At 69.6% G+C, this 22,397-nt stretch carries 26 protein-coding genes, 1 tRNA gene and 1 pseudogene; 11 read left to right on the top strand and 17 right to left on the bottom strand.

What is annotated here, in order from left to right; genetic code table 11:
• The first annotated feature begins 6 nt into the window (after positions 1-6).
• Entirely contained in the window at positions 7-1,272 is a 1,266-nt protein-coding gene (locus tag AC1RRS_RS24615; protein ID WP_492857463.1) for an MFS transporter, read from the top strand.
• A gap of 193 nt (positions 1,273-1,465) precedes the next feature.
• Here the strand turns inward: AC1RRS_RS24615 and AC1RRS_RS24610 are convergent, their stop codons facing one another.
• Both AC1RRS_RS24610 and AC1RRS_RS24605 read right to left on the bottom strand, forming a co-directional pair.
• Positions 1,466-1,672 (bottom strand): DUF3126 family protein, encoded by a 207-nt coding sequence (locus tag AC1RRS_RS24610; RefSeq protein ID WP_110120674.1) that lies wholly within the window; start codon positions 1,670-1,672, stop codon positions 1,466-1,468.
• 106 nt (positions 1,673-1,778) lie between these two features.
• Positions 1,779-2,690 carry a LysR substrate-binding domain-containing protein gene (locus AC1RRS_RS24605; protein ID WP_492857462.1) on the bottom strand — a complete coding sequence of 304 codons (912 nt, stop codon included), beginning with the start codon at positions 2,688-2,690 and terminating at the stop codon, positions 1,779-1,781.
• A 265-nt stretch (positions 2,691-2,955) separates the two neighbouring features.
• On the opposite strand from AC1RRS_RS24605, the gene AC1RRS_RS24600 reads away from it, so the two are divergent.
• The gene (locus AC1RRS_RS24600) at positions 2,956-3,513 is read left to right on the top strand and encodes a hypothetical protein (protein ID WP_492857461.1); all 558 of its coding nucleotides are present in this window, start codon (positions 2,956-2,958) and stop codon (positions 3,511-3,513) included.
• 3 nt (positions 3,514-3,516) lie between these two features.
• On the opposite strand, the gene cysE is transcribed toward AC1RRS_RS24600, so the two are convergent.
• Positions 3,517-4,347, bottom strand: a complete 831-nt coding sequence (gene cysE / locus AC1RRS_RS24595) for a serine O-acetyltransferase (protein ID WP_110120676.1) — start codon at positions 4,345-4,347, stop codon at positions 3,517-3,519.
• Between the two features lie 114 nt (positions 4,348-4,461).
• The gene (locus AC1RRS_RS24590; RefSeq protein ID WP_492857460.1) at positions 4,462-5,100 is read right to left on the bottom strand and encodes an NUDIX domain-containing protein; all 639 of its coding nucleotides are present in this window, start codon (positions 5,098-5,100) and stop codon (positions 4,462-4,464) included.
• 73 nt (positions 5,101-5,173) lie between these two features.
• Between AC1RRS_RS24590 and AC1RRS_RS24585 the strand changes: the two genes are divergently transcribed.
• On the top strand, positions 5,174-5,788 hold the full coding sequence (locus AC1RRS_RS24585; protein WP_492857459.1) for a nitroreductase family protein: 615 nt from the start codon (positions 5,174-5,176) through the stop codon (positions 5,786-5,788).
• A 176-nt stretch (positions 5,789-5,964) separates the two neighbouring features.
• On the opposite strand, the gene queF is transcribed toward AC1RRS_RS24585, so the two are convergent.
• A complete protein-coding gene (gene queF, locus AC1RRS_RS24580; RefSeq protein ID WP_110121693.1) occupies positions 5,965-6,420 on the bottom strand; it encodes a preQ(1) synthase in 456 nt (151 codons plus the stop codon).
• Positions 6,421-6,512: 92 nt separating this feature from the next.
• On the opposite strand from queF, the gene AC1RRS_RS24575 reads away from it, so the two are divergent.
• Positions 6,513-7,316 (top strand): SDR family NAD(P)-dependent oxidoreductase, encoded by an 804-nt coding sequence (locus AC1RRS_RS24575; protein WP_492857458.1) that lies wholly within the window; start codon positions 6,513-6,515, stop codon positions 7,314-7,316.
• Between the two features lie 248 nt (positions 7,317-7,564).
• Positions 7,565-8,257 carry a TorF family putative porin gene (locus AC1RRS_RS24570; protein ID WP_487291737.1) on the top strand — a complete coding sequence of 231 codons (693 nt, stop codon included), beginning with the start codon at positions 7,565-7,567 and terminating at the stop codon, positions 8,255-8,257.
• 101 nt (positions 8,258-8,358) lie between these two features.
• Here AC1RRS_RS24570 and AC1RRS_RS24565 read toward each other — a convergent pair whose 3' ends face one another.
• The 9 genes from AC1RRS_RS24565 to sfsA form a co-directional block, all read right to left on the bottom strand.
• Positions 8,359-9,009, bottom strand: coding sequence for a cysteine hydrolase family protein (locus tag AC1RRS_RS24565; protein WP_492857457.1), 651 nt, complete (start codon positions 9,007-9,009; stop codon positions 8,359-8,361).
• The gene (locus tag AC1RRS_RS24560) at positions 9,006-10,067 is read right to left on the bottom strand and encodes an LLM class flavin-dependent oxidoreductase (RefSeq protein WP_492857456.1); all 1,062 of its coding nucleotides are present in this window, start codon (positions 10,065-10,067) and stop codon (positions 9,006-9,008) included. The genes AC1RRS_RS24565 and AC1RRS_RS24560 overlap by 4 nt, the downstream gene beginning before the upstream one ends.
• A gap of 101 nt (positions 10,068-10,168) precedes the next feature.
• Entirely contained in the window at positions 10,169-11,452 is a 1,284-nt protein-coding gene (locus tag AC1RRS_RS24555; protein WP_492857455.1) for an MFS transporter, read from the bottom strand.
• Positions 11,452-13,854 carry a TonB-dependent siderophore receptor gene (locus AC1RRS_RS24550; RefSeq protein WP_492857454.1) on the bottom strand — a complete coding sequence of 801 codons (2,403 nt, stop codon included), beginning with the start codon at positions 13,852-13,854 and terminating at the stop codon, positions 11,452-11,454. The genes AC1RRS_RS24555 and AC1RRS_RS24550 overlap by 1 nt, the downstream gene beginning before the upstream one ends.
• Positions 13,855-14,035: 181 nt before the next feature.
• The gene (locus tag AC1RRS_RS24545) at positions 14,036-14,707 is read right to left on the bottom strand and encodes an RES family NAD+ phosphorylase (RefSeq protein WP_492857453.1); all 672 of its coding nucleotides are present in this window, start codon (positions 14,705-14,707) and stop codon (positions 14,036-14,038) included.
• Complete coding sequence (locus AC1RRS_RS24540) at positions 14,704-15,228, bottom strand: antitoxin Xre/MbcA/ParS toxin-binding domain-containing protein (protein WP_492857452.1); 525 nt, start codon at positions 15,226-15,228, stop codon at positions 14,704-14,706. The genes AC1RRS_RS24545 and AC1RRS_RS24540 overlap by 4 nt, the downstream gene beginning before the upstream one ends.
• A 201-nt stretch (positions 15,229-15,429) precedes the next feature.
• On the bottom strand, positions 15,430-16,122 hold the full coding sequence (locus tag AC1RRS_RS24535) for a GntR family transcriptional regulator (protein WP_492857476.1): 693 nt from the start codon (positions 16,120-16,122) through the stop codon (positions 15,430-15,432).
• Between the two features lie 190 nt (positions 16,123-16,312).
• Positions 16,313-17,143, bottom strand: a complete 831-nt coding sequence (gene map, locus AC1RRS_RS24530) for a type I methionyl aminopeptidase (protein WP_492857451.1) — start codon at positions 17,141-17,143, stop codon at positions 16,313-16,315.
• Positions 17,144-17,386: 243 nt separating this feature from the next.
• Positions 17,387-18,100, bottom strand: a complete 714-nt coding sequence (gene sfsA / locus AC1RRS_RS24525; RefSeq protein WP_492857450.1) for a DNA/RNA nuclease SfsA — start codon at positions 18,098-18,100, stop codon at positions 17,387-17,389.
• A 52-nt stretch (positions 18,101-18,152) separates the two neighbouring features.
• Here sfsA and AC1RRS_RS24520 point away from each other — a divergent pair, with 52 nt between their 5' ends.
• Positions 18,153-18,914, top strand: coding sequence for a competence/damage-inducible protein A (locus AC1RRS_RS24520; RefSeq protein WP_492857449.1), 762 nt, complete (start codon positions 18,153-18,155; stop codon positions 18,912-18,914).
• Positions 18,915-19,008: 94 nt separating this feature from the next.
• Here AC1RRS_RS24520 and AC1RRS_RS24515 read toward each other — a convergent pair whose 3' ends face one another.
• Positions 19,009-19,386: a helix-turn-helix domain-containing protein gene (locus AC1RRS_RS24515; protein ID WP_487291747.1), complete on the bottom strand. Its 378-nt coding sequence runs from the start codon at positions 19,384-19,386 to the stop codon at positions 19,009-19,011.
• 106 nt (positions 19,387-19,492) lie between these two features.
• On the opposite strand from AC1RRS_RS24515, the pseudogene AC1RRS_RS24510 reads away from it, so the two are divergent.
• The 5 genes and pseudogenes from AC1RRS_RS24510 to AC1RRS_RS24490 all read left to right on the top strand — a co-directional run.
• A pseudogene (locus AC1RRS_RS24510) lies at positions 19,493-19,681 on the top strand (LuxR C-terminal-related transcriptional regulator); the annotation flags it as partial.
• A 172-nt stretch (positions 19,682-19,853) separates the two neighbouring features.
• Positions 19,854-20,210, top strand: coding sequence for a hypothetical protein (locus AC1RRS_RS24505; protein ID WP_487291748.1), 357 nt, complete (start codon positions 19,854-19,856; stop codon positions 20,208-20,210).
• Positions 20,183-20,329: a hypothetical protein gene (locus AC1RRS_RS24500; RefSeq protein WP_199228593.1), complete on the top strand. Its 147-nt coding sequence runs from the start codon at positions 20,183-20,185 to the stop codon at positions 20,327-20,329. The genes AC1RRS_RS24505 and AC1RRS_RS24500 overlap by 28 nt, the downstream gene beginning before the upstream one ends.
• Positions 20,330-20,424: 95 nt before the next feature.
• Complete coding sequence (locus AC1RRS_RS24495) at positions 20,425-20,766, top strand: hypothetical protein (protein ID WP_110121678.1); 342 nt, start codon at positions 20,425-20,427, stop codon at positions 20,764-20,766.
• Positions 20,767-20,846: 80 nt separating this feature from the next.
• Positions 20,847-21,272, top strand: a complete 426-nt coding sequence (locus AC1RRS_RS24490; RefSeq protein ID WP_492857448.1) for a hypothetical protein — start codon at positions 20,847-20,849, stop codon at positions 21,270-21,272.
• 146 nt (positions 21,273-21,418) lie between these two features.
• Here the strand turns inward: AC1RRS_RS24490 and AC1RRS_RS24485 are convergent.
• Positions 21,419-21,505 (bottom strand) — tRNA-Leu (locus AC1RRS_RS24485).
• 48 nt (positions 21,506-21,553) lie between these two features.
• On the bottom strand, positions 21,554-22,318 hold the full coding sequence (locus AC1RRS_RS24480) for an SDR family NAD(P)-dependent oxidoreductase (protein ID WP_492857447.1): 765 nt from the start codon (positions 22,316-22,318) through the stop codon (positions 21,554-21,556).
• Positions 22,319-22,397: the final 79 nt, after the last annotated feature.

Raw genomic sequence — 22,397 nt, 5'->3', positions numbered from 1 at the left:
CCTGACATGGCCGCGATCCGCCGCCCCTTCGGCCGCAACTACGCCTTCGTGGTGGCCGGCGTGACCTTCCTGGCCCTGCTGGCCGCCGCCGGCCTGCGGGCCGCGCCGGGCGTGCTGATCCTGCCGCTGGAAAAGAGCTTCGGCTGGGATCGCGGCTCGATCTCGCTGGCCGCCGCCATCGGCATCTTCCTCTATGGCCTGACGGGTCCGTTCGCCGCCGCCCTGATGCAGTCGTTCGGCGTGCGCAAGACGGTCAGCCTGGCCCTCGTGTTGATGGCCGTCTCCACCGGGCTTTCGGCCTTCATGACCCAGAGCTGGCACTACGTCGCCACCTGGGGCGTGCTGGCGGGCTTCGGCAGCGGGGCTGTGGCCATGGTGCTGGGCGCGACCATCGTCAATCGCTGGTTCGTCGAGCGGCGCGGCCTGATGCTGGGCCTGCTGACCGCCGCCACGGCCACCGGCTCGCTGATCTTCCTGCCGGCCATGGCCTTCATCGCCGAGCACGGCGGCTGGCGGCCCGTGGTGCTGACCGTCGCCGCCGTCGCCGCGATCATGGCCCCGATCGCCTGGCTACTGATCCCCGAGCGCCCGGCCGACATCGGCCACAAGCCGTTCGGCGCGGGCGAGGACTGGATGGAGCCGCCGCGCGGCTCGGCCACGGGCGCCCTGGCCGGCGCCTTCGGAGCCCTGGCCCGCGCCGGCAAGACCCGCACCTTCTGGCTGCTGTTCCTAGGCTTCTTCATCTGCGGCCTGACCACCAACGGCCTGATCGGCGTGCACATGATCGCCTTCTGCGGCGACCGGGGCATGCCCGAGGTCCGCGCCGCCGGCCTGCTGGCGTTGATGGGCCTGTTCGACCTCTTCGGCACGACGGCGTCGGGCTGGCTGACCGACCGCTACGACCCGCGCAAGCTGCTCTTCGTCTACTACGCCCTGCGCGGCCTCTCGCTGATCTACCTGCCCTATTCGGACTTCTCGATCGTCAGCCTGTCGGTGTTCGCGGTGTTCTACGGCCTGGACTGGATCGCCACGGTGCCGCCGACCGCCCGCCTGGCCACCCAGGCCTTCGGCGACCGCGACGGTCCGATCGTGTTCGGCTGGATCGCCGCCGGCCACCAGCTCGGCGCGGCGACGGCGGCCGTCGGCGCGGGCCTGATCCGCGCGGCCCAGGGCCAGTACGTCCAGGCCTTCGTCATCGCCGGCGTCGCCGGCCTGATCGCGGCCGGCGCCTCGCTGCTGATCCGCCGCGAGGTCAAGGCGATGGCGGTCTGAGCCAGCCTCCTCCACCGTAAAATCCCCGCGAAAGCGGGGACCCAGGTGTTTTATCGTCGAGCACCACGCGTTCAGAAAAAGCCTGGGTCCCCGCTTTCGCGGGGATTTTACGGGGTGAGGATAAGCCCAAAAGAAAACGGCCGCCCCGACGAAATCGGAGCGGCCGCTTTGCGTGCCCGGTCGGGCGAATAAGCTATTCGAGGTCTTCGGCCAGGATGGCCATCTCGAACATGTACGAGCCGTCCTCGTCTTCGTCCTGGAAGAGGACGCCGATGAATTCGCCCTTCACTTCGACCTCGGCGGAGTCCTTCTGCTTCGGACGGGCCTTCACGGCGATGTGCGGGTTGCCGAAGGTGCGCTTCAGGTGGGCTTCGAGCTTGGCGATGGCGGCGGCGTCCACGGGGGGCTCCTGATCTTGTTATTGGGCTTTCGCCCCCGTGGGGCGGAATGGCGGGAAACTAGAGGTCCCGGGCGCAAAGTGTAAGGCCTTTTGCGCGCGAACCGGCTCAGGCCTGTTGAGAAAACGGCGGCGGCGCGGTCGCCCGCCCCTGCTCCACGAGCCAGTCGCGAAAGCGCCGGGCCCCGCGCGAGGCGCCGGTCCTGGGCGTCAGGGCGCACAGCAGCGTCGGTTCGGCCGCCATGCCCAGCGGCGCCACCAGACGTCCCGCCGCCAGGTCCCGCTCGGCGAAGGCGTAGGGCACGACCGCCGCGCCCAGGCCGGCGGCGGCGGCCTCGATCATGTAGAAGTAGTGGTCGAACTCCCGCACCAGGCCCGGCGCCGGCAGGTCGAGACCCGCGGCCTTCGCCCACTGGTCCCAGCTGTGCAGGTAGGTGCGGGTGTGCAGGCGCGGCAGGGCCGCAAGGTCCGCCGCCGTCCGGACGCGCACGGCCAGCTCCGGCGCGACGACCGGCCCGACAAAGGTCTCCAGGAACGGCGTCGCCTCGGCGTCCGCCGACGACGGCGCGCCGGGATCGCGCATCCGGATCGCCAGGTCCACGCCGTCGGCGCGGAAATCGAACGGCCCGTTGGACTCGGCCACCCGCACCGGCGTGTCTGGAAACCGCTCAAGAAAGTCCGGCAGGCGCGGGATCAGCCACTTCATGGCGAAGGTCGGCAGGCAGGAGACCACGGTGGGCCGGGGCTCGTCCTCGGGCGGGCGCGGCACGGTCTCGTCGAGGATGTCGAAGGCCCGGGTCAGGCCCTCGGCCAGCTTCAGCCCGGCCTCGGTCATGACGAGGCGATTGCGCGGCCCCTCAGTCAGGGCGACGCCCAGATGGTCCTCGAGCTGGCGGATCTGGCGGCTGACGGCCCCGTGGGTGACGCACAGCTCGTCGGCGGCCAGGGTCATGCGGCCGCGCCGGCCGAAGGCCTCGAAGGCGCGCAGGGCGTTCAGCGGCGGCAGCGGACGTCGAGCCATGTGACGAAACCTCACAGACCTCGACCGATAAGTCGTTAGCCGCGCGGCCGCAACCGCCGGATAAGCGCAGGCATGGACACGCGGCGGAAAATCACATCGGCGCAATGGGCGGCTGTCGCGGCGCTGTGGGCGCTGGCGATCTACGGCATGACGGCCAAGCCGGCGCCGAGGCTGGAGACAGCGCGGCTAGTGGCCTGCCGCTGAAGCTTGGCCGCTCAGCCACCTTGCCTCTAGGATACGCCAGCGCGGCGAACGGAATCCGAAGATGAAGTGGCCAGACCTGTTCAAGCCTCGCAAGGTGCTCGGCGACTACGATCCGCTGAACGATCCGACCATCGAGCAAACCTTCTACATCCTCGCGGCGCGCAAACGCCGGGACGTCGGGCGCGACACCCAGGCCCGGCTCTATCTGCATGACGGCAAGCGCCTGATCGTCACCGCCGTCGCGGGCATCAGCGACACCGGACCGGTGGCCATTCTCGACATCGGGTCACCCGATCGCGAGATCGGCGCCTGCGTGCGCGAACACCTGCTGCGGTTCTCGCCCGACAGCCCGAGCGACATGCGCGATCACAAGGCCGCCGACTGGGCGGCGTTCAAGGCTTCCAAGGAGCGCTCGGTAAAGGGCTTCGAGGAACGATGCTTCATGGTCATCGTCCAAGGCGGGTCCAGCAGCGTCACGATCGACGCCTTTCCCCGCAAGGGCCTGCACCCCGGCTTCAGCGTCCATGCGACCGAGCGCTACGACGAAACCGAATTGGGCGCCGCCATCCGCCGGACCCTGGCCGGAGCCCAGGCCCTGCGGAGCGCGGGCGTCTTCTAGCCCTCAGATCACGTAGTCGTACACCACGTCGGCCAGGGTGTGGTCCATGGTCCGGGCCGGCTCTTCGCAGGTGGGGCAGTTGACCAGGCGGGCCGGCACGCCGGCGGCGGTGCAGTGCGGGGGAATGGGCTTGAGCACCACCGAGCCAGAAGCGACCTTGGCGTATTCGCCGACGGTGATGTTGCCCAGCACCTTGGCGCCCGCGCCCAGCAGCACGCCCTTGCCGATCTTGGGATGGCGGTCGCCGCGCTCGGCGCCGGTCCCGCCCAGGGTCACGCCGTGCAGCATCGAGACGTCGTCGCCGACCACCGCCGTCTCGCCGATGACGATGCCGGTGCCGTGGTCGATGAACACGCCCGCCCCGACGCGCGAGGCCGGGTGGATGTCGACCTGGAAGACCTCGCTGGCGCGGCTCTGCAGGTAGAAGGCCAGGGTCTCGCGATTGTTTTCCCACAGCCAGTGCGACACGCGGTGGGTCTGCAGGGCCAGGAAACCCTTGAAGAACAGGAAGGGCTGGACGTAGCCCTTGGTGGCCGGGTCCCGCTCGAACACGGCGCGCAGGTCGGCCTCGGCCGCGGCGACGAGGGCCGGATCGCTCTCGAAGGCCTCGGCGGCGAACTCGCGGGCGGTCATGGCCCGCATTTCCTGGTCGCCGAGCTTGCGGGCCAGCTGGAAGGTCAGGGCGTCGGCCAGGTTGTCATGGCTGAGGATCACGGCGTTGAGCAGCGAGGCCAGGGCCGGCTCGGCCTTGGCGGCGTGTTCGGCCTGGTTGCGCAGGGCGGCCCACACGGGCGGCGCGGCGCGCTCGGTCACGACTTCAAGATGCTTGGCCACGGGGCTCTCCCTTCCCAGCGGAGACTAGAGCATATTTATTCAAAACGCCCTAGCCGAACGACGCCCGCCCTACTCAGCGAGCCAGGAGCATTTCCGAGGGAAATGCTCCAAACTTCAAAGATTGCCAGCCCCTTCCGAAGGCAGGGGCTGGAGGACCAGCGCCGCCAGATCGGCCGGCAGCTCGCCCACGGACGCCATATGGTGCACCCGGAGCAGTAACGCCACCGTCAACGAGTCCGGCATCCGCCCAGTGACCGCCGCGTTCAGCGCTTCCTGGAACGGCACGCGGGCCACGGCCAGGTCCTCGGTGTCGTCGGGAGCGGTCTTGGTCGGCGACAGGTCCATGGCCAGGAAGCCGTGGGCGAACTCGTCGCTGATCGAGTTTGAAAGCTCCAGCTCGAGGATCAGCCGCCAGTCGGCGGCGACCAAGCCGACCTCCTCGGCCAGTTCGCGCTTGGCCCCGTCGAGCGGGTTCTCGTGCATCGGCGCGCCGCCCTCGGGGATCTCCCAGCTATAGTTGCCACGCGGAAAGCGGGCCTGGCCGACCAGGGTCACCGTGCCGTCGGCGTGCAGCGGCACGATGCCGATCGCCTGGTTCTTGAACGACACCTTGCCGTACAGCGCCGGCCGGCCCGTCGGCGCGATGGTCTGGTACTCCGTCACCTCGATCCAGGGATTGCCGTAGACGACCTTGGCGCTGGTCACGCCCCAGGGTTTTCCGTGCGGCTTCAGCCAGATTGGATCGTCGGACATGAGCTCTCGACTTGTCTGAACCAGGGCGGGGCCATAGGTGACGTTTTCTGTAGCGCGCTTTCAGGAGATCGTCTTGGCCGGTTCCGTTCCCCCCGCCCCCGAATTCGGCGAACCGATCGCCATCGAACCGGCGCCCGAGGTGCTGGCCTTCCTGGCCCGGCGTCGCTCGGCTTCGGCCATGGCCCTGGTCGCGCCCGGCCCCAGCGAGGACGAAATCTCCGACCTGCTGCGCCTGGCCGTCCGCGTGCCCGACCACGGCAAACTCGCCCCCTGGCGGTTCGTGCTGCTGCGCGGGCAGGCCAAGGCCGCCTTCGCCGAGAAGATCGCGCCCCTGGCCGCCGACCAGGCCAATCCGGTCAAGGCCACGGCCGCCATGCGCAAGCTGACCACCCCGCCCCTGGCCGTGGTGGTGATCGCCCGCCCGCTGTCGGACGAGGTGCCGAAATGGGAGCAGGTGATGAGCGCCGGCGCGGTCTGCACCCAGCTGCTGCTGGCCGCCTCGGCCATGGGCTACGGCGCCAACTGGATCACCGACTGGTACAGCTTCGACGAGCGGGCGCTTGAGATCCTCGGCGTCGCCGAGGGCGAGCAGGTCGCCGGCTTCCTCTACATCGGCACGAGCGCCGAACAGCCGCAGGAACGCGTGCGCCCGGACGTGGCGGCGATCACCAGCGAGTGGACGGCGTAGTTCCTTCTCCCCTTGCGGGAGAAGGTGTCAGCGAAGCTGACGGATGAGGGGTGGCACAGACGAAAAACGCCGCGACAGCTGATCGGCTGTCGCGGCGTCTTGCTTTTGAGAGACCCCTCACCCGACCTCCCTCCGGGAGGCCACCCTCTCCCGCAAGGGGAGAGGGAAACGGGTAATCACCCCCGGCCGCGATAGGCCGGCACGCCCTGCTCGGGCACCCACAGGCCTTCCGGCGCCGGGCCGGTCTGCCAGAAGACGTCGATCGGGATGCCGCCGCGCGGGTACCAGTAGCCGCCGATGCGCAGCCAGCGGGGCTTGGCGACCTCGACGATCTTGCGGCCCACCTTCACGGTGCAGTCCTCGTGGAACGAGCCGTGGTTGCGGAAGCTGGTCAGATAGAGCTTCAGCGACTTGCTCTCTATCAGCCAGTCGCCCGGCGCGTAGTCGATCACCAGGTGCGCAAAGTCCGGCTGGCCGGTCACCGGGCACAGCGAGGTGAATTCGGGGGCCACGAAGCGGGCCAGGTACAGCACGTCGTTCTGCGGATTGGGCACGGCCTCGAGCACGGCGGCCTCGGGGCTCTCCGGCGCGGAGACGGTCTGGCCCAGTTGGGTCACGGAAAGTTCGGTCATGGTCGCGATTTAGGCCTCCGCCCCCGGCGAGACAAGCGCCCGCGCGCCGGTTACGGTGTCGCAAACAAGCGTTCGAACGCAGGAGGAAACGGATGACGGGTCGCGACTTCGACGGCTTTTCGGTGGTGGTCACCGGCGCGTCCACGGGCCTGGGGCGGGCGATGGCGGTCGAGACCGCCCGTCGCGGCGCGGCCCTGGTGGTGGTCAATTTCGCCAGCAGCGCCCAGGAGGCCGAGGAGACCGCCCGCCAGGTCGAGGCTCTCGGCGCCCGCGCGGTTCTGGCCAGGGGCGACGTCGCCGACGACGCCGACTGCCGACGGATCGTCGAGGCCGCCGCGCCCTCGGGTCGCATCGACGCCCTGTTCAACAACGCTGGCGTGACCAAGTTCTCCCCGCGCCACGCCGACCTCGACGCCGTGAACGCCGACGACTTCCTGCGGCTCTATTCGGTCAACGTGGTCGGCGCCTTCCAGATGGTGCGCGCCGCCCGCAGCCTGCTGGAGGCGGCGCCCCGCCCCGGCGCCGTGGTCAACACCAGCTCGATCGCCGGCGTCATGGGCAACGGCTCGTCGGTGCCCTACGCCGCCTCCAAGGGCGCGATGACGACCATGACCCTGTCGCTGGCCCGCGCCCTGGCCCCACGGATCCGGGTCAACGCCGTCTGCCCGGGCTTCATCGACACCCCGTGGTTCGGCAAGGCCATGGACGAGGAGAAGATCGAGCGCCTGCGGGCCGGCGCGGCGGCCGCCACCCCGCTGCAGGTCGCCTCCAGCGCCGAGGACGTGGCCGGCGCCGCCGTGTTCCTGGCCTCGCCCGCCTCCCGCCACGTCACCGGCGAGACCCTGCTGGTCGACGCCGGCCTGCACCTGGGGGCCGCGACGATGGCGATGCGCTGAAGCCGCAGTTAAGCGCTAAACATCCACCTGGCGACAACTGTGGCCTAGGAAGCTGCTTATGAAGCAAATTCGTCACACATGCCCAAGTTTTGGACGACCCTTGTTCTTATCGCTGGCGCTGTCGCCTAGCTGATTGCAACTAGAGCACGGCCCGCAGTTAATCCTGGCTTGTGAACTGACGCGCTTGCAGGCGCCGCACAGGTTGGGAGCAAACTCCCGGCGGGCTAACAAAAAAGGGGATAGCACGGATGAAGTTCTTCAAGCTTTCGCTGGCGGCCGCCGCCGCGACGGTCGCCCTCGGCGGCGCCGCCATGGCCCAAGAAGTCAGCCTCTCGTACAATGTCGGCATCGCCAGCGACTACGTGTTCCGCGGCGTGAGCCAAACCCAGGAAGACCCGCAAGTGTTCGGCGGCGTCGATCTCGGCTACGGCATCGGCTACGCCGGCGTCTGGGCTTCGAACGTCGATTTCGGCACCGATGATCCGTCGGTGGAAGTCGATCTGTACGGCGGCATCAAGCCGACCGTCGGCGACGTGTCGTTCGACTTCGGCGTGCTGTACTACGGCTACGTCGAAGACAAGGGCCTGACCCCCGGCAAGTTTAGCTACACCGAACTGAAGGCCGCAGTGTCCAAGCCGTTCGGCAAGGTCACCCTCGGCGCCGCCGCCTACGTCTCGCCGGAATGGCCGGGCGACCTGGGCACCGCCACCTACGTCGAAGTCAACGGCTCGGTGCCGCTGAACGACAAGTTCTCGCTGAGCGCCGCCCTGGGCAAGCAATCGGTCGAAGACGCCGCCGACTACACCACCTGGAACGTCGGCGTCGGCTACGCCCTGACCGACAAGCTCGGCCTGGACGTCCGCTACTGGGACACCAGCGAGCATGACTTCGGCGACATCTACAAGTCGCGCATCGCCGTCTCGCTGAAGGCCGCTTTCTAAGCCAAGGCCCTTCGGTAAAGGATCAGCCGCCCGGGTTCGCCCGGGCGGCTTTTTCTTTGCCCGTTTACTGGGCCCGTTTACTTGGAACAACTTCGCCGGGGCTAGCCGCCCCAGGCCGCCTGGATCTCGGACGCGGTCTCCAGCAGGGCGAAGCTCAGCCCCAGGCTCTTCAGCGCGCCCTCGTGCAGGTCGGGCTCGTAGGCGGCGCAGGCGTCGCTGGCCACGAAGACGTGGTAGTCGCGATGGAAGGCGTCGCGCACGGTGCTGTCGACGCAGCACTCGGTCGTCAGGCCGCAGACCACCAGCGTATCGACGCCCCGCGCCCGCAGCCGCGCGTCGAGATCGGTGCCGACGAAGGCGCTGTAGCGCGGCTTGCGCACCACCAGCTCGCCCGGTCCCGGGACCGGACCGTAGAAGTCCGCGCCCGGCGTTCCCGCCCGGCAGATGGCCCGCTCGATCTCAGGATCGCCGCCCCGCCGGCGCATGCGCTCCAGCAAGGTGGGGGCGTCGGTCTGCGGCGTCGTCTCCAGGCCGACGAACACCACCGGCGCGCCGGCCGCCCGGGCCGACTCGACCAGGCGCCCGGCCGCGTCCAGGGCGGCTTCCACCGCCGACAGGTCGACGCCGAACCGGCCGATCACGCCGTCGGGCGCGGCGAAGTCCACCTGCATGTCGACGACCAGCAGCGCCGTGCGCGCCGGCGCGATCCAGGTCGAAAGGCCGTCGTCGGCGCGGATGGGGGCCGTGTTCAAGGATAGGCCTCCCGCAGGCCCGGCAGGATCTCGGCGCCGAACATGGAAAGACCGGCCTCGTAGTCGGGGAAGATCAGCATCAGCCCGTCCAGTTCGCAGGTTTCGACCAGGTCGCGGATCCGCGCCCCGCAGGTCGCCGGCGCGCCGATCACCGTCCGGGTCATGAACGCCCCCTGGCGCGCGGCGGTCTGCGCCAGGCGCTCGGGGGGCACGCCCCAGTTCGACAACATGGTGGTGACCGCCGTCATGTCCACCCCGTCGCGATAGTGGTCGGCCAGGGCTTCGGCCTCCGCGTCGGTCGCCGCATGGACCACGGTGCACATGGCGTAGGTGCGGACAGCCTTGCCCAGCTCGGCAGCCCGCGCCTTGGCCCGACGGCTGGCCTCGCGCAGGGCCGCCTCGTCCTCGCCGCCGATGAAGCAGGCGTCCGCCTCGGCGACGGCGAAGGAAAAGCCGCGCTCGGAGACGCCGGCGCAGATCAGATCCGGTCGCGGCGCGCTGATCGGCTTGGGCTTGGATCGGCAGTCGTTCAGCGTGAAGAACCGCCCCTCGTGGCTGACGCTGTCCTCGGTCCAGAGGCGCTTGACCAGGCGGGTCCATTCCTCGGCCAGTTCATAGCGGTCGTCGTGGCTCAGCGTGTCGTCCCAGGCGCTCATCTGGGCGAACTCGTCGCGATAGGCGCCGGCGACGATGTTGAGCCCCGCCCGGCCGCCGCTGATATGGTCGAGGGTGGCGACCATCTTGGCGGCCACGGCCGGGTTCTGCAGCAGCGGATGCAGGGTGGCCCAGATCTTCACGCGGCTGGTGGCCTCGGCCAGGGCGGCCATCAGGGTCACCGATTCCAGCGCCGCGCCCCAATGGTCGGTCTCGCCGCCGAAGCCGCGGAACTTGGCCATCGACATGATGAAGTCCAGGCCGATCTCGTCGGCCAGCACGGCGGCGGCGCGGTTCTGGGCGTAGAGGCCGTCCAGCGGCGGCGTCGTCTTCGAGACGATCCAGCCGCCATTGGCCACGGGCAGGAAGACGCCGAACTCCTTGCGTCCGTCCTCGCGCCCCATGCTCGCCTCCCGCCGTGCTCGCCCTGCTGGCGAGTCGGCGGCGACCATAGACCAAAAGGGTGACGTAGCGAGACCCCGGGACGAGGTATCGGCGTGCGGTATCAGGGCGCCGGGACGACCTCCGTCTCCGCCGCCGCGAGACGCGGCTTGGGCGGGCGCATCATCAGGGCCGCGACGAACACCACCGCGGTCAGGGCCGCGAACAGCTCGAAGGTCTGGGTGAAGCCCCCCAGCCGGTCGCGCATGAAGCCGCCGATGAACGGCCCCGCCGCCGAGACCGCGCCCACCAGGCAGACCAGCGAGAAGAGCTCGACGTTGTTGCGGCGGCCGAAATAGTTGAGCAGCAGCAGGCTGACGGCCAGCACGGTGAGGCCAAAGCCCAGGCCCACGCCGACGGCGTAGAGGGCTTGCAGCGGCAGGGTCGTGGCCCGCGACAGGGCCAGCAGGCCCACGACCAGCAGGCCTTGCGCCAGGGCCAGCAGCCAGCGGGGATCGACCCGATCACCGACGGCGCCGCCGGCCAGACGCGCCACGACCTGCATCAGGCCTTCGGCGCTCAGCGCGCCGGCCGCCACGACGCCGGCCACGCCCAGCTGGGTCAGGTGGGCCTGGGTCAGGCTGGCGGCGGTCACCCCGGCCAGCAGGTGGCTGAAATAGGCCGCCACCAGGATGGCGAACTGCGGGGTCCGCACGGCGTCGCGGACGCTCCAGTCGTGGTCGGTGCGGAAGACGCGCGGATGGGCCGGCGCGGCCTTGGCGTCGGCGGCGGTCAGGCGGTCCATGGCCCGGCCCGCTTCCTCCAGCCACTTGGGTCCGCCGACAACGGCCGCGCAGAGCAGGCCCAGCACGCCGATGGCCAGCGCCTGCAGCGCCCAATAGACTCGCCAGTGGCCGTCGAAGGCGCCCTGGCTGGCCAGCACCATCAGCGGCCCGGCCACGCCGCCCAGGGCGCCGCAGGTGAAGTAGATGCCGAACGGCATGGCCCGCTGGCGGAAGATCGCCGACAGCACGTAGGTGCCAGGGATCAGGGCCGCCGCCTGGAAGCCGACGCCCAGCAGCGCCGTGGCCAGGAAATAGGCCGGCAGGCCGTGGACATTGGCCATCAGCGCCAGCCCCCCGGCCATCACGGCCGCGCCGGCCACCAGGGTCGCGCGCACGCCCCAGCGTCGGATCAGCAGGGTCGGCAGCCAGGACGAGGCGCCGGTGGCCACGCCCATGATCGAGAAGCCGAGGAAGGCGTGCTCCCAGCTCCAGCCCAGCTCCGGAACCATGGCCGGAATGACCACGCCCAGCGACGAATAGGTCGCCGCGGTGATCAGGAACAGCAGCAGAGAAAAGGCGCCCAGCAGCAGCCAGGGGCGATGCTGGATCCGGACGTGGGCCATCAGAAGCGCCTCGCGAGGGTGACCCGCCACTCCCGCCCCTTGCCGGGCAAGGCGGCGAGGTTGGCGTAGGTGTCGGCGACGGGCGTGAAGTAGAGCTCGTCGAACAGGTTGTCGATGTTCAGCGTGGCCGTATAGGGGCCGTACTCGTAGGCGACCGAGCCGCTGGCCACGGCATAGGCCGGATAGACCGGCGCGCCGGGCACCGTGCCCGAGGTCTTGGTCACATGCGTCACGCCGAGCGTGGCGAAGACCTTGCCCCAGTCGTGCTGGTCCGACGCGTAGGCGCCGTACAGGCTGACCACCGATTTCGGGATCAGGGTGTAGTCGTAGTCGCCCGGCCGGATGCTGGTGAAATCCCAGACCAGATAGGCCCCGCCATAGCCGTCCACGCCGCTGACGCCGGCCGTGTAGACGGGAATGTACTGGAACGACTTGTCCGGCCCCTTCACCGTCGTGTGCTGGCTGTTGCCCGAGAAGGTGAAGCTGAAGTGGTCGCTGGCCAGCCAGCGCACCTCCAGCTCGAGGCCCTTGGCGCGCGTACCGGTCGGCGTGGCTTTGATGCCGGTCAGCTGGGTGCGGTTCTGGCGATAGCCGGCCAGCGAGCCGATCAGCGTGCCCTTCAGCCACTGGAACTTCACGCCCGCCTCGGCCAGGTCGCTGTCCGACAGCCAGGCGTCGCTGGCGTCGGCCACGAGGCCCGGGGCGATGTCGCCCGCCTGGCTCATCTCGAGCGCCGAAGCCTTCGCGTAGGTCATGTAGGGCATCAGCCCGAAGGGCGCCTTGTAGCTGACGCTGACCGTATAGGTCCCCTTGCCCTTGGCCGCCTTCTGCACGCCGGCGACAGTGTAGGACAGATAGCCGACATCCTCCGACGTGACGTCGTAGTCGTCGTAGCGACCGCCCAACATCAGGTTCAGGCGCTCGCCCAGGGAAATGTCGGTGGTGAAGAACACGCCGGCCTGCGTCCACTTGGAGTGGTTGTCGTTCTCCCATTGAACGCCGTCGCCAGGATTGAACGGACTGCCGATGATGTCGGTCGCCGTGGCGCCGTACGACAGGTCCCGGCGGTCCAAGGCGATCAGGCCGCTGTTGAAGCTCTCGCGCCGCCGGCCGTCGAAGGCCCGATAGGAGGCGCCGACGAACGACTGGGCCCGCACCGCGCCGTCGAAGGCCTCGTTGCGGAAGTCCCAGGTCAGGCGGGCCTCCCAGACGTCGCTGTCGAACCAGGCCGGATAGCCGTAGGAGACGAAGCGCTTGTTCTCCAGGGAGTCGTAGAACAGCTGCAGCTTGACCGAGCTGTCGGGCGACAGCTTGCGGCCGATGTCGAAATAGAGGGTGTTGGTCGCCGTCTTCGAGAAGTCGGCGGCCGAGACATAGACCGTGCGCGGCGACAGCTTGGTCGTGCCCACCCCGGTGTCCAGCGTGTGGGCCGCGTCCGTCGTCGGAGAACCGAAATAGGCCAGGTACAGCGCGCTGGCGTAGGGGTAGTAGCCGATCTCGCTGGGCGTCAGCCGGCCGTTGCCGTCGCTGTCGACCAGGCTGGTGTCGCGGCCGGTGACATAGGTTCCGTTGTCGATCAGGTCCTGGGTCAGGCGGTTCCAGCCCGAGGTCTGCACGTCCCCCTGCGAGCGATAGATCATGCCGCCCAGCGCCACGCTCCAGCCGCCGCCCAGGTCGAAATCGGCCGAGACCTGGCCCGTCTGCCGCCTGGGATAGATACCATGATAGAAGCTGTGGCTGTCCTCGACCTCGCCATAGAGGTGGACGCCGCCGATCACCTGGCCGGCCTCGACGGGCAGGCCGACCTGGGCCGTGGCGTCCTTCTTGTTGTAGCTGCCGTAGGTGAGCGTGATCTCGCCCTCGGGCTTTTCCAGATAGCCGCCCTCGCCCTTCCCGGACTTCGGGATGAAGTTCAGCATGCCGCCGACCTTGCCCGAGCCGTAGATCGGGGTCGGCGGGCCGCGCACGATCTGGATCTGCTCGGCCGCCCCGATCGGCGTCGCATAGGTGCCGCGGTTCTCGACGCGCTTGAAGCCGCGGAAGTAGTTTTCGGCCAGGGTGCCGCGGATGTTGAGCGCCCCGGGCACGCCGTAGAAGCTGGCCGTGTAGGTCCCCGGCGACACCGCCGTCAGGTCGTCGATAGTCTCGACGCCGTAGCGCTGCAGGGTCAGGCCCGAGACGAAGCTGGCCGAGCGCGGCGTCTCGATCAGCGGCTTGTCCAGGCCGAACACCGTGTCGTTGGGCTGCTTTTCCAGCAGGCCGGCGTTGCGGTCGCGGGCCGTCACCACCACCGCGTCGACTTCCGTCAGCTGGTCGGCCGCCCGCGCCGAGGAGACGGCGGCGAGGCCGGCGAAGGCGCCCATGGAGGCGACGGTGGCGAGAAGGGCGAGGCGACGAGACATGCGGCAGGCTCCGGGAAGCGGCGCCTTCGGCCCCGCCTCGCCGCACCAAATGGGGATGGCTTGACGTTCGTCAAAATCTCTTCTGACATTTTAGAACGAATTGCCAAAGCCCTGTGTCGAGAAAGCCTCACAGTTGGCGAGACGTTCCGCGGGCTGTCGCCCGCCGGCCACAGCCAGGCCTTCAGGCAGCCAGGCGCCGGGCCTCGATCCGGCGCGACGCGGCCTCGACCCGCAGTTCGTAGTGGTCGCCCTGGGTCACGTCGTGGACGTTGCGGGGACGGTGGGCGACGACATTGATCCCGCCCGCGTGGCGCAGGCTGTCGAACAGGATCCCCGCCCCGCCCGAAGCGCGCACGGCCTCGCCCAACACCTGGCCAGCCGCATAGTCGTCGCTGGCGTAGACCTCGGGCCGCGCCGCCTGCTGGCCCCGGATGTCGAGATAGTCGCCCTCCAGCCTGGCCGAATAGACCCGGTACTGGCGGCTGAGGGCCTCCGCTCCCGTGGCGACCGCCTCGCGCCGCAGGTGGTGGGCCACCTCGGCCACCGCCGTCGTCAGCCGGGCGGCGGCGTACCAGGCGCCCAGATCCGGGCCGTTGAACCGCATGCCATTGGGCGCGACGTGCAGGAACGACGCCATGACGATGCTGGCGTTGGTTCGGCCATGGACCCGCTCATCGATCGGCAGGCGCGCCACGCGCTCGGCCACCAGGCGATCGTTGGTCCAGCCGGCCAGGTCCATCACCGCGTCGAGATCGGCCGCCGTCGCCACCGTGTCGAACAGGCCGATCGGCGGAAAGCGCGACGGGATCAGCCGATAGCTGGGCTGCGGCGCCGGCGCGTAGGCCTCGCTCACGAGAAGACGATCTCGGCGTCGTCGTAGGGACGGAAGTCGCGGTCGAGATCGCCCGGCGGCATGTAGAGCCCGCCCCGCGCCGCATCGAGGAAGCGGCGCACGCTGATCAGGCCGTCCTGGGTTCCGCAGGTCAGCACGTCCAGCGGCGGGCGGCCGCCGAACAGCGGGGCCGTGTGCGGCGTCCGCAGCCAGGCGACCGCCTCCCGCTCGCCCGCATGCAGCACGCCCAGGGCCTGGTGCACGCCCAGCACCGCCGAGATGCGGGTCAGCATGTCGAGGTCCAGCGTGACGTCGCGATGCTCCCGCACCGCCTTCACCCAGTTGTAGTAGGTCGAGCGCGACGGCAGGCCCAGCACCAGCAGGCGCTGGTCTTCGGACAGGTCCCACAGGTCGGCGATGGCCAGGAAGGTGCGCAGCCCCGGCCCGCTCAGCCGACGGCGGTTGGCCGGCGAGAAGCGCGACAGGTCCAGCACGGCCGAACCGGCGGCGACTTCGACAGGTTTGCGCTTGGCGACAGGCATGCGGGCCCTCCATCCAGATCCGAATATAGTCCAAATCTGGACTGGATGGAAGGCGCGCGCCGAAAAGCCCCCTTCCCCTTGATGGGGGAAGGGTCGGGGATGGGGGTGATCTGCTGAGCAGGCGGCAGCGCGCGGCTTCCAACGTCGCAACCACCCCCACCCAACCCTCCCCCATCAAGGGGGAGGGCTAAGGACGGCGCGTTAAGCCTCCACCTGCGGCCGCTGCACGGCCTCGGGAGTAATGCTGAGGATGCGGATCATCGCCGCCTTCGAGGCCTCGACGTCGCCGCTGGCGATGACGTCGGCGACCTCGCGGTGCTGCTCGATGTCGGCCATCAGCTCGGCCTCGGTGGCCCCGCCGAACGAGAACACCCAGAAGCGGGCGGCCTTGTGCTGCAGGGGGATCAGGATCCGGGCCAAAGCCAGGTTGCCCGAGGCGCGGGCGACGGCGGCGTGGAAGCGCTGGTCCATGGCCACCAGGGCCGGCAGGTCGCGCGCCCGGGCGGCGTCCTCGGCCCCGTCGAACACGGCCTTGATGGCGGCGATGTCGGCCTTGGAGGCGTGGCGGGCGGCCAGGCCCGCGCAGTGCGGCTCGATCAGGGCCCGGGCTTCGTAGCCCTGGCGCAGGTCCACCAGATCCAGCGGCGCCACCGTGGTGCCCGAGCGGGCGCGGCGGATGACCAGGCCCTCCAGCGCCAGCCGGCCCAGGGCGTCGCGCACCCCGGCGAGCCCTGCGTCATAGCGCGCCGCCAGCGACTGCTCGTCCAGCCGCGCGCCGGGCGCCAGCTCGCCCAGGATCAGGTCGAGCAGGATCTTCTCGTAGACCTTGGCCTTCTGCAGGTCGGGCGACCAGTCCTCCAGCCCCGACGACGAGCAGACGTCCAGCACCAGCATGCGCGACCGCGCGCCGCCGGCGACACCGTCGTCAGGGGCCCGCAAGGGCGAAGGCTGGCGCACGAAACCGCTCCCGAAGGTTGTCTTCGGACTGATAGGTAAGCTGAAATGTCAGTTTCGCCTAGTGGCTTCGCACCCGTAAGGGTGCGGGCTCAGGCGATCCGGCCGCGCCTCGAAGGACTCAAGCGCCTCAGACGCCCTGCATCGGCGGCTGGAACAGACCCGTCGGCGAGGCGGTGAACACCTCGCAGCCGTCTTCCGTCACGCCGATCGAGTGCTCGCACTGCGACGACAGCGACTTGTCGCGGGTCACGGCCGTCCAGCCGTCGCCCAGCACCTTCACCGCCGGCTTGCCCAGGTTCACCATCGGCTCGATGGTGAAGAACATGCCGGCCTTCAGCACCGCGCCCTGACCGGGGCGGCCGAAGTGCAGGATGTTGGGCGAGTCGTGGAACACCTTGCCCAGGCCGTGGCCGCAGAAGTCGCGCACGACGCTGCAACGCTGGGCCTCGACGTAGCTCTGGATGGCGTGGCCGATGTCGCCCAGGGTCGCGCCCGGCTTCACCACCGCCAGACCGCGAGCCAGGCTTTCATAGGTGATGTCCACGAGGCGGCGGGCGCGCGGCCCGACCTCGCCGACGCCGTACATCCGCGAGGTGTCGCCGTGCCAGCCGTCGACGATGACGGTGACGTCGATATTGGCGATGTCGCCCTCGCGCAGGGTCCAGTCGCCCGGGATGCCGTGACAGACCACGTGGTTGCGCGAGATGCAGACCGTCTTGGGATAGCCGCGATAGAACAGGCATGCCGGCAGGGCGCCGTTGTCGAGAATGAACTCGCGGGCCAGCGTGTCCAGGTGGTCGGTCGAGACGCCCGGAACCACGTGCGGGATCAGCATGTCCAGGCACTCGGCGGCCAGACGGCCGGCCTTGCGCATGCCTTCGAAGTCTTCCGGCTTGTGAATCTTGATCTCGCCCGTGCGGGTCTCTGTCTCGATCTCGAAGGCGTCGTCGAGGGTCATGGGCGGCTCAATCTCAAACGGGGCGCGTCACGCGGGGGAGCGCCAGGAACAAATGTCGGTCGGGCTTATGTCGCGACTATAGCACGAAAGTTCAACTGGGGCACGGCGCGCGCTCCTCTCCCTTCCCCCTTTGATGGGGGAAGGGCCGGGGATGGGGGTGACAGCGGTTCAGAAAAGAGCGCTAACCCAACCGCCGTAGCCACCCCCACCCCGGCCCTCCCCCATCGAGGGGGAGGGAGCGCCTCACCGCTTCCAGACGATCGGCCGCGCGATCCGGATCTCTTCGGTGCTCATCGCACACGCCCAGACCAAGATCTCCACCCCCGCCTCGGCCGCCACGTCGAGGCCGCGCGCGAAGGCCGGATCCAGTTCGCGGCAGGCCTGGAAATCCTCGCAGTCCTCGCGCTGCACGACAAACAGCGCCACCGCCCGGTGGCCCTCGGCGACCTGGGCGGCCAGGTCCTCCAGGTGGCGGGTCGAGCGGGCGGCCTTGCAGTCGGGGAACTCGGCCAGGCCGGGCGAGCGCGACAGGTGGACGTTCTTGACCTCCAGCCAGCACGGCGGCCGGTCCGGATCGGTGAGCAGGAAGTCCACCCGGCTGGCGGCGGCGTACTTCACCTCCGGCCGCACGTTGGCGTAGCCCGTCAGTTCGGGGATCACCCCGTTCGCCAGGGCCTCGGCGACCAGCTTGTTGGGCAGCATGGTGTTGACGCCGACCAGGCCTGTCCCGTCCGCCCCCGCCGCCTCGACCAGCTGCAGCGTCCAGGCCAGCTTGCGCTTGGGATCATCGGAGAACGACACCCACGCCCCCTGCCCCGGCAGGTTCACCCCCAGCATGGCCCCGGAGTTCGGACAGTGCGCGGTCGCCTCCCGCCCGTCGTCCAGCACCAGATCGACGAAGAAGCGCTTGTAGCGCTGGACGATGCGGCCGTGGGTAAGCGGTTGCGGCAGGAGCATGCGAAGCCTAAGTCGAGTAGCTATCCAGGATAGCGTTTAGGGGACGGCGACCATGACGGCCAGCAAGGATCGGGTGACGGCGGCGGTGCTGATCATCGGCGACGAGATCCTGTCGGGCCGCACCCAGGACGTGAACCTGAACGCCATCGCCAAGTACCTGGCGACCTACGGCGTCGACCTGGCCGAGGCGCGCGTGGTGCCCGACGTCGAGCAGGAGATCGTCGAGGCGGTCAACGCCCTGCGCACCAAGTACGACTACGTGATCACCACCGGCGGCATCGGCCCGACGCACGACGACATCACCGCCGACTCGGTGGCCAAGGCGTTCGGCGTCACGGCCCCCGAGCACCCCGAGATCATGGCCCTGCTGCGCGAGCGCTGGGGCGAGCCCAACGCCGCCCGCCGCCGCATGGCGCACGTGCCCGAGGGCGGAACCCTGGTGAAGAACCCCGTCCAGGGCCCGCCCGGCTTCCAGAAGGAAAACGTCTTCGTGCTGGCCGGCGTGCCGGCGATCATGCGCGGCATGCTCGACGACGTCGGCCCGCGCCTGCGCACCGGCGCCGTGGTGGTCGCCACGACCGTCCGCGTCACCGGCACCGGCGAGGGCACGATCGCAGCCCCGCTGGAAGCCGTCGCCAAAGCCCATCCGGACCTGTCGATCGGCAGCTATCCGTTCTTCGCCCTGCCCGACGTCTACGGCGCCAGCCTCGTCATCCGCGGCCGCGATCCCGCCGAGGTCGAGGCCGCCGCGGTCGAACTGGAAAAGGCCCTCGCCGACCTCGGCGTCACGGGCGTGGAGCGGCTGGAGGCCTAAAGCATTTTCGAGCGAAGTGGATTCCGGTTCGCGTGAAGAAAATGCGTTAAAACAAAGAATTAGATTTCCGGCCTGATGCAATCAGGTCGGAACTCTAATCCTCCTCGCCGGCCTCGATCATGGCCTGGGCCAGGCCCACCATCGCCCGCTGGGTCTTGGGACCGGCCTGGGCGTAGGCGCTCAGCAGGTCCAGCGCGCCCGGCAGGGTCAGGGCCGCCAGCATGCCGGCGCTCTCCTCGGCGGGGGCGTCCTCGCCCACCAGGGTGGCGACCGAGGTCTCGAGCCGGGCGGCGATGCGCACCAGCATCGAGGCCGACACGCGGTTCTCCCCGCGCTCGTACTTCTGGATCTGCTGGAAGGTCAGGCCCAGGGCCTCGGCCAGCTCGTCCTGGCTGATTTTCAGGTAGCGACGACGAATACGAATGCGCGTTCCGACGGCGAGGTCGATGGGATCCGGGCCGGCTGTCGTCATCTAGGCATGTCCGAAAATCAAAGAACTCGGCTATCTATCGGCGTGGCCGCCCCGCGCCGCAACGCACTTCATCCCTAGATCGAGTGGAGCCGATTCGCTCGCCCCCATGGACACGCCTTCCAATCCCGCCGCCGGCCTCGAACTTCTGACCAAACGCGAGCGCGAAGCCCTGCGCCTGGTCAGCGAACACAGGCTTTCCAAGGAGATCGGCCCGCTGATGGGGGTCTCCAAATCGCGCGCCGACGCCCTGGTGGAAAGCGCCTGCCGCAAGCTGGGCGTCAACGGCCGCCGGGCCGCGGCCCGGGTGCTGAGCGAGCATGAACGGGGAATCGATCCCCCCCTCGCTCCCCCAGGCGCCCCGCCCGCCGACTATGGGACTCGATACCACCCCGACCCAATCGGACTGGCGGGCGCCCCGCCGGCCTCGCCACCGTCGTCCTTGCGTAAAACCGAGGCCTACGACGACCGTGACATCCGACCAGAACACCCCCGCCCCAGTCAGCCTGCAGGAGCATCGCCTGGGCATGCTGGTGTGGAAGGCCCGCCAGATCAGGCAGGCGGTGACCGCCTTCGAACAGGCCTGGCCGCCCCTGCCCCCCGAGCCGCCGGTCCCGCCCTTCGGCTGGTCGCAGCTGCAGCGCCAGCTGACCGACCTGGCCCCGCCGGAACTGGCCCCGCTGGTGACCGACCTGGTCTCGGCGATCCGCAAGGAAGCGGCCGCCAAGCCGCCCGAGATGGTGCTGAGGGAGATCCTGACCATCACCGCCACGGTGCTGGACGAGAGCTTCCGCGAGAAATGCGCGGAGGATTCGACCATGCTCTGACCCCCGCCTTCCGCCTGCTGGCCGTCCTGGCCATCGCGCTCGGCTTCGCCATGCTGATCGGCGGGCTGCTCAGCGCCCGCCAGGTGGTCGAGCTCTTCCAGAACCTGCGCCACGGCTGAGGCCGCCTTTCCCCAGAAGGCGCCCGCCGGCGCCTTCGCTCAACGTCCGGATCGCGGCCCGCCGAAGCCGCCGGACCTTTCGAGGGGAACTCCACATGAACCGCCGCATCGTCGCCGAGCATCTCGCCACCCGCCTGTTCACCGCCGAGGAGGCCGTCGACAACACCCTGGCCGCCATGGGCGAGCTGATCGCCGCCATGCCCCGCGCCCGCCTCCAGGCCCGGGTCGCCGCCGGGGTGGGCCAGCAGGCCGTCGACCACGTGATGGTGGCCGCCTCGGGCCTGGCCGACGTCCGCCGCTCCCTGATCGCCGCCCACGGCGCCCTGTCCGACGCCAAGGACCAGATCGGCCTGCGCCGCGTCACCCTGGTGGGCGGCGGCGACAAGGAAGAGCCCGACTCCACCCGGGGCCAGCTGGAAGTGGTGAAGTCGGCCTGAGGCCCCAGCGCCCCCTTCGCCCCTTTGCCGATCCCGCGATTCACCGCGACAATGGCCCCCGGACACGTTCGGGGGCCGCCTTGTTCTCAATCCTGCCGACCCAGCTGGGCGCCGGCGCCATGTTCGTCATCTGCGGCGTCGCCCTGTGGATCGGCGGCCGCATGGAACGCGGCCTGGCGATCGCCACCATCATCGCCTGGGTCGGCTCGGCCGCCCTGGAGATCGACGACCACCGCATCCCGCAGTGGGGCATCTTCGCGGTCGACCTCGTCTATCTCGGCGTGCTGGGCAGCCTGGCCCTCTTCGACCGCCGGATCTGGCTGCTGTTCATGGCCGCCTTCCAGCTGCTGATCGTCCTGACCCACGTCGCCTTCGCCCTCGACCGCTCGCTGATGCAGTGGGGCTTCTTCTCGGCCTACTACCTGTGGAGCTACGCCGAACTCGTGGCCTTCGCCATCGGACTGGCGGCGCTGGCCTGGCGGCGGAGGAAACAGGCTCGCCGCTGAGCGAGGGTGGCCGGCCCGGGCTGGGACGCGCGAGCCGGCCGGCGTCCGACAGTGTGGAGTGGAAACGAACGCGCGCCCGACCTCGCGAGAGTCGCCGCGCTCATCTGTGCGCTGGCGCACAAGCAGCCCAGGATCGCTGAAAAAGCTGGTGCGGGCAGCCGGGGTCGAACCGGCAAGGCCTTGCGGCCGGCGGATTTTAAGTCCGCTGCGTCTACCAGTTTCGCCATGCCCGCACTGGTAGTGCGAGGCCTAGCGCAGCCGGGCGGAGGCTGTCGAGCCCCTCAATCGGCCGTCCAGCCGCCATCGACCACCAGCGACGAGCCGGTCATCAGGGCGCTGGCGTCGGAGGCGAGGAAGACGACGGCGCCCATCAGGTCCTCGACCTGGCCGAGGCGCCCGAGCTTGATCTTGGCGAGCACGCTTTGCAGGAACGCCGGGTCCTCGAAAAACGGCCTCGTCAGCGGGGTCTCGATGAAGGTCGGGGCGATGGTGTTGACCCGGATGCCGTGCGGGGCCAGGTCCAGCGCCATGGCCTTGGAGAGGCCCTCCAGCGCCCACTTGCTGGCGCAGTAGAGGGTGCGGTTGGGCCCGCCGACATGGCCCATCTGCGAGGTCATGTGGATGATCGAGCCCTTGGCGCCCTGCTCCACCATCCGCCCGGCGACGGCCTGGGCGACGAAGAAGGCGGCCTTCAGGTTCAGATCGAGCACGGCGTCGTAGTCTTCGACGCTGACCTCGCCGAACGGCTTGGGGCGGTTGGTGCCGGCGTTGTTGACCAGGATGTCGAAGGCCGGACGGTCGGCGATGGCGGCCTTCACCGCCTCGACGTCGCCGACGTCCAGCACCAGGGCCTCGGCGGCCCCGCCCTGCTCTCGGATCGCTTCGGCCGCCGCCTCGATCTCACCGGCCGAGCGGGCGACCAGGGTGACGGCTGCGCCGGCGTCGGCCAGGGCCGCGGCGGCGGCCAGGCCGATGCCTCGCCCCGCCCCGGTGACCAGGGCCCGGCGACCGTCCAGCCGGAACGACGGCGTGCGCGGCAGGTCCATGGCCTATTCCGCCGCCAGCACGGGCGAGGCCGCGCCGGCGTAGGGCACATCGCGATGGCCGTAGCGGCGCACGCGGATG

The sequence above is a fragment of the Caulobacter sp. GW821-FHT12A07 genome, from assembly GCF_058807655.1.
The sequence above is the reverse complement of the archived record's forward strand: the minus strand, read 5'-3'. Positions and strand labels throughout refer to the sequence as shown.

Coding starts and splice junctions, on each gene's coding strand:
- AC1RRS_RS24600 (WP_492857461.1), top strand. CDS start 2,956: ATGAAGTGGCCAGACCTGTTCAAGCCTCGCAAGGTGCTCGGCGACTAC.
- AC1RRS_RS24520 (WP_492857449.1), top strand. CDS start 18,153: ATGACGGCCAGCAAGGATCGGGTGACGGCGGCGGTGCTGATCATCGGC.
- AC1RRS_RS24500 (WP_199228593.1), top strand. CDS start 20,183: ATGCGCGGAGGATTCGACCATGCTCTGACCCCCGCCTTCCGCCTGCTG.
- queF (WP_110121693.1), bottom strand. CDS start 6,420: ATGACCGAACTTTCCGTGACCCAACTGGGCCAGACCGTCTCCGCGCCG.
- AC1RRS_RS24560 (WP_492857456.1), bottom strand. CDS start 10,067: ATGGGGCGCGAGGACGGACGCAAGGAGTTCGGCGTCTTCCTGCCCGTG.
- AC1RRS_RS24575 (WP_492857458.1), top strand. CDS start 6,513: ATGACGGGTCGCGACTTCGACGGCTTTTCGGTGGTGGTCACCGGCGCG.
- AC1RRS_RS24535 (WP_492857476.1), bottom strand. CDS start 16,122: ATGCTGGTGCTGGACGTCTGCTCGTCGTCGGGGCTGGAGGACTGGTCG.
- AC1RRS_RS24590 (WP_492857460.1), bottom strand. CDS start 5,100: ATGTCCGACGATCCAATCTGGCTGAAGCCGCACGGAAAACCCTGGGGC.
- AC1RRS_RS24570 (WP_487291737.1), top strand. CDS start 7,565: ATGAAGTTCTTCAAGCTTTCGCTGGCGGCCGCCGCCGCGACGGTCGCC.
- AC1RRS_RS24550 (WP_492857454.1), bottom strand. CDS start 13,854: ATGTCTCGTCGCCTCGCCCTTCTCGCCACCGTCGCCTCCATGGGCGCC.
- map (WP_492857451.1), bottom strand. CDS start 17,143: ATGACCCTCGACGACGCCTTCGAGATCGAGACAGAGACCCGCACGGGC.
- AC1RRS_RS24480 (WP_492857447.1), bottom strand. CDS start 22,318: ATGGACCTGCCGCGCACGCCGTCGTTCCGGCTGGACGGTCGCCGGGCC.
- AC1RRS_RS24615 (WP_492857463.1), top strand. CDS start 7: ATGGCCGCGATCCGCCGCCCCTTCGGCCGCAACTACGCCTTCGTGGTG.
- AC1RRS_RS24605 (WP_492857462.1), bottom strand. CDS start 2,690: ATGGCTCGACGTCCGCTGCCGCCGCTGAACGCCCTGCGCGCCTTCGAG.
- AC1RRS_RS24495 (WP_110121678.1), top strand. CDS start 20,425: ATGAACCGCCGCATCGTCGCCGAGCATCTCGCCACCCGCCTGTTCACC.
- sfsA (WP_492857450.1), bottom strand. CDS start 18,100: ATGCTCCTGCCGCAACCGCTTACCCACGGCCGCATCGTCCAGCGCTAC.
- AC1RRS_RS24540 (WP_492857452.1), bottom strand. CDS start 15,228: ATGCCTGTCGCCAAGCGCAAACCTGTCGAAGTCGCCGCCGGTTCGGCC.
- AC1RRS_RS24555 (WP_492857455.1), bottom strand. CDS start 11,452: ATGGCCCACGTCCGGATCCAGCATCGCCCCTGGCTGCTGCTGGGCGCC.
- AC1RRS_RS24515 (WP_487291747.1), bottom strand. CDS start 19,386: ATGACGACAGCCGGCCCGGATCCCATCGACCTCGCCGTCGGAACGCGC.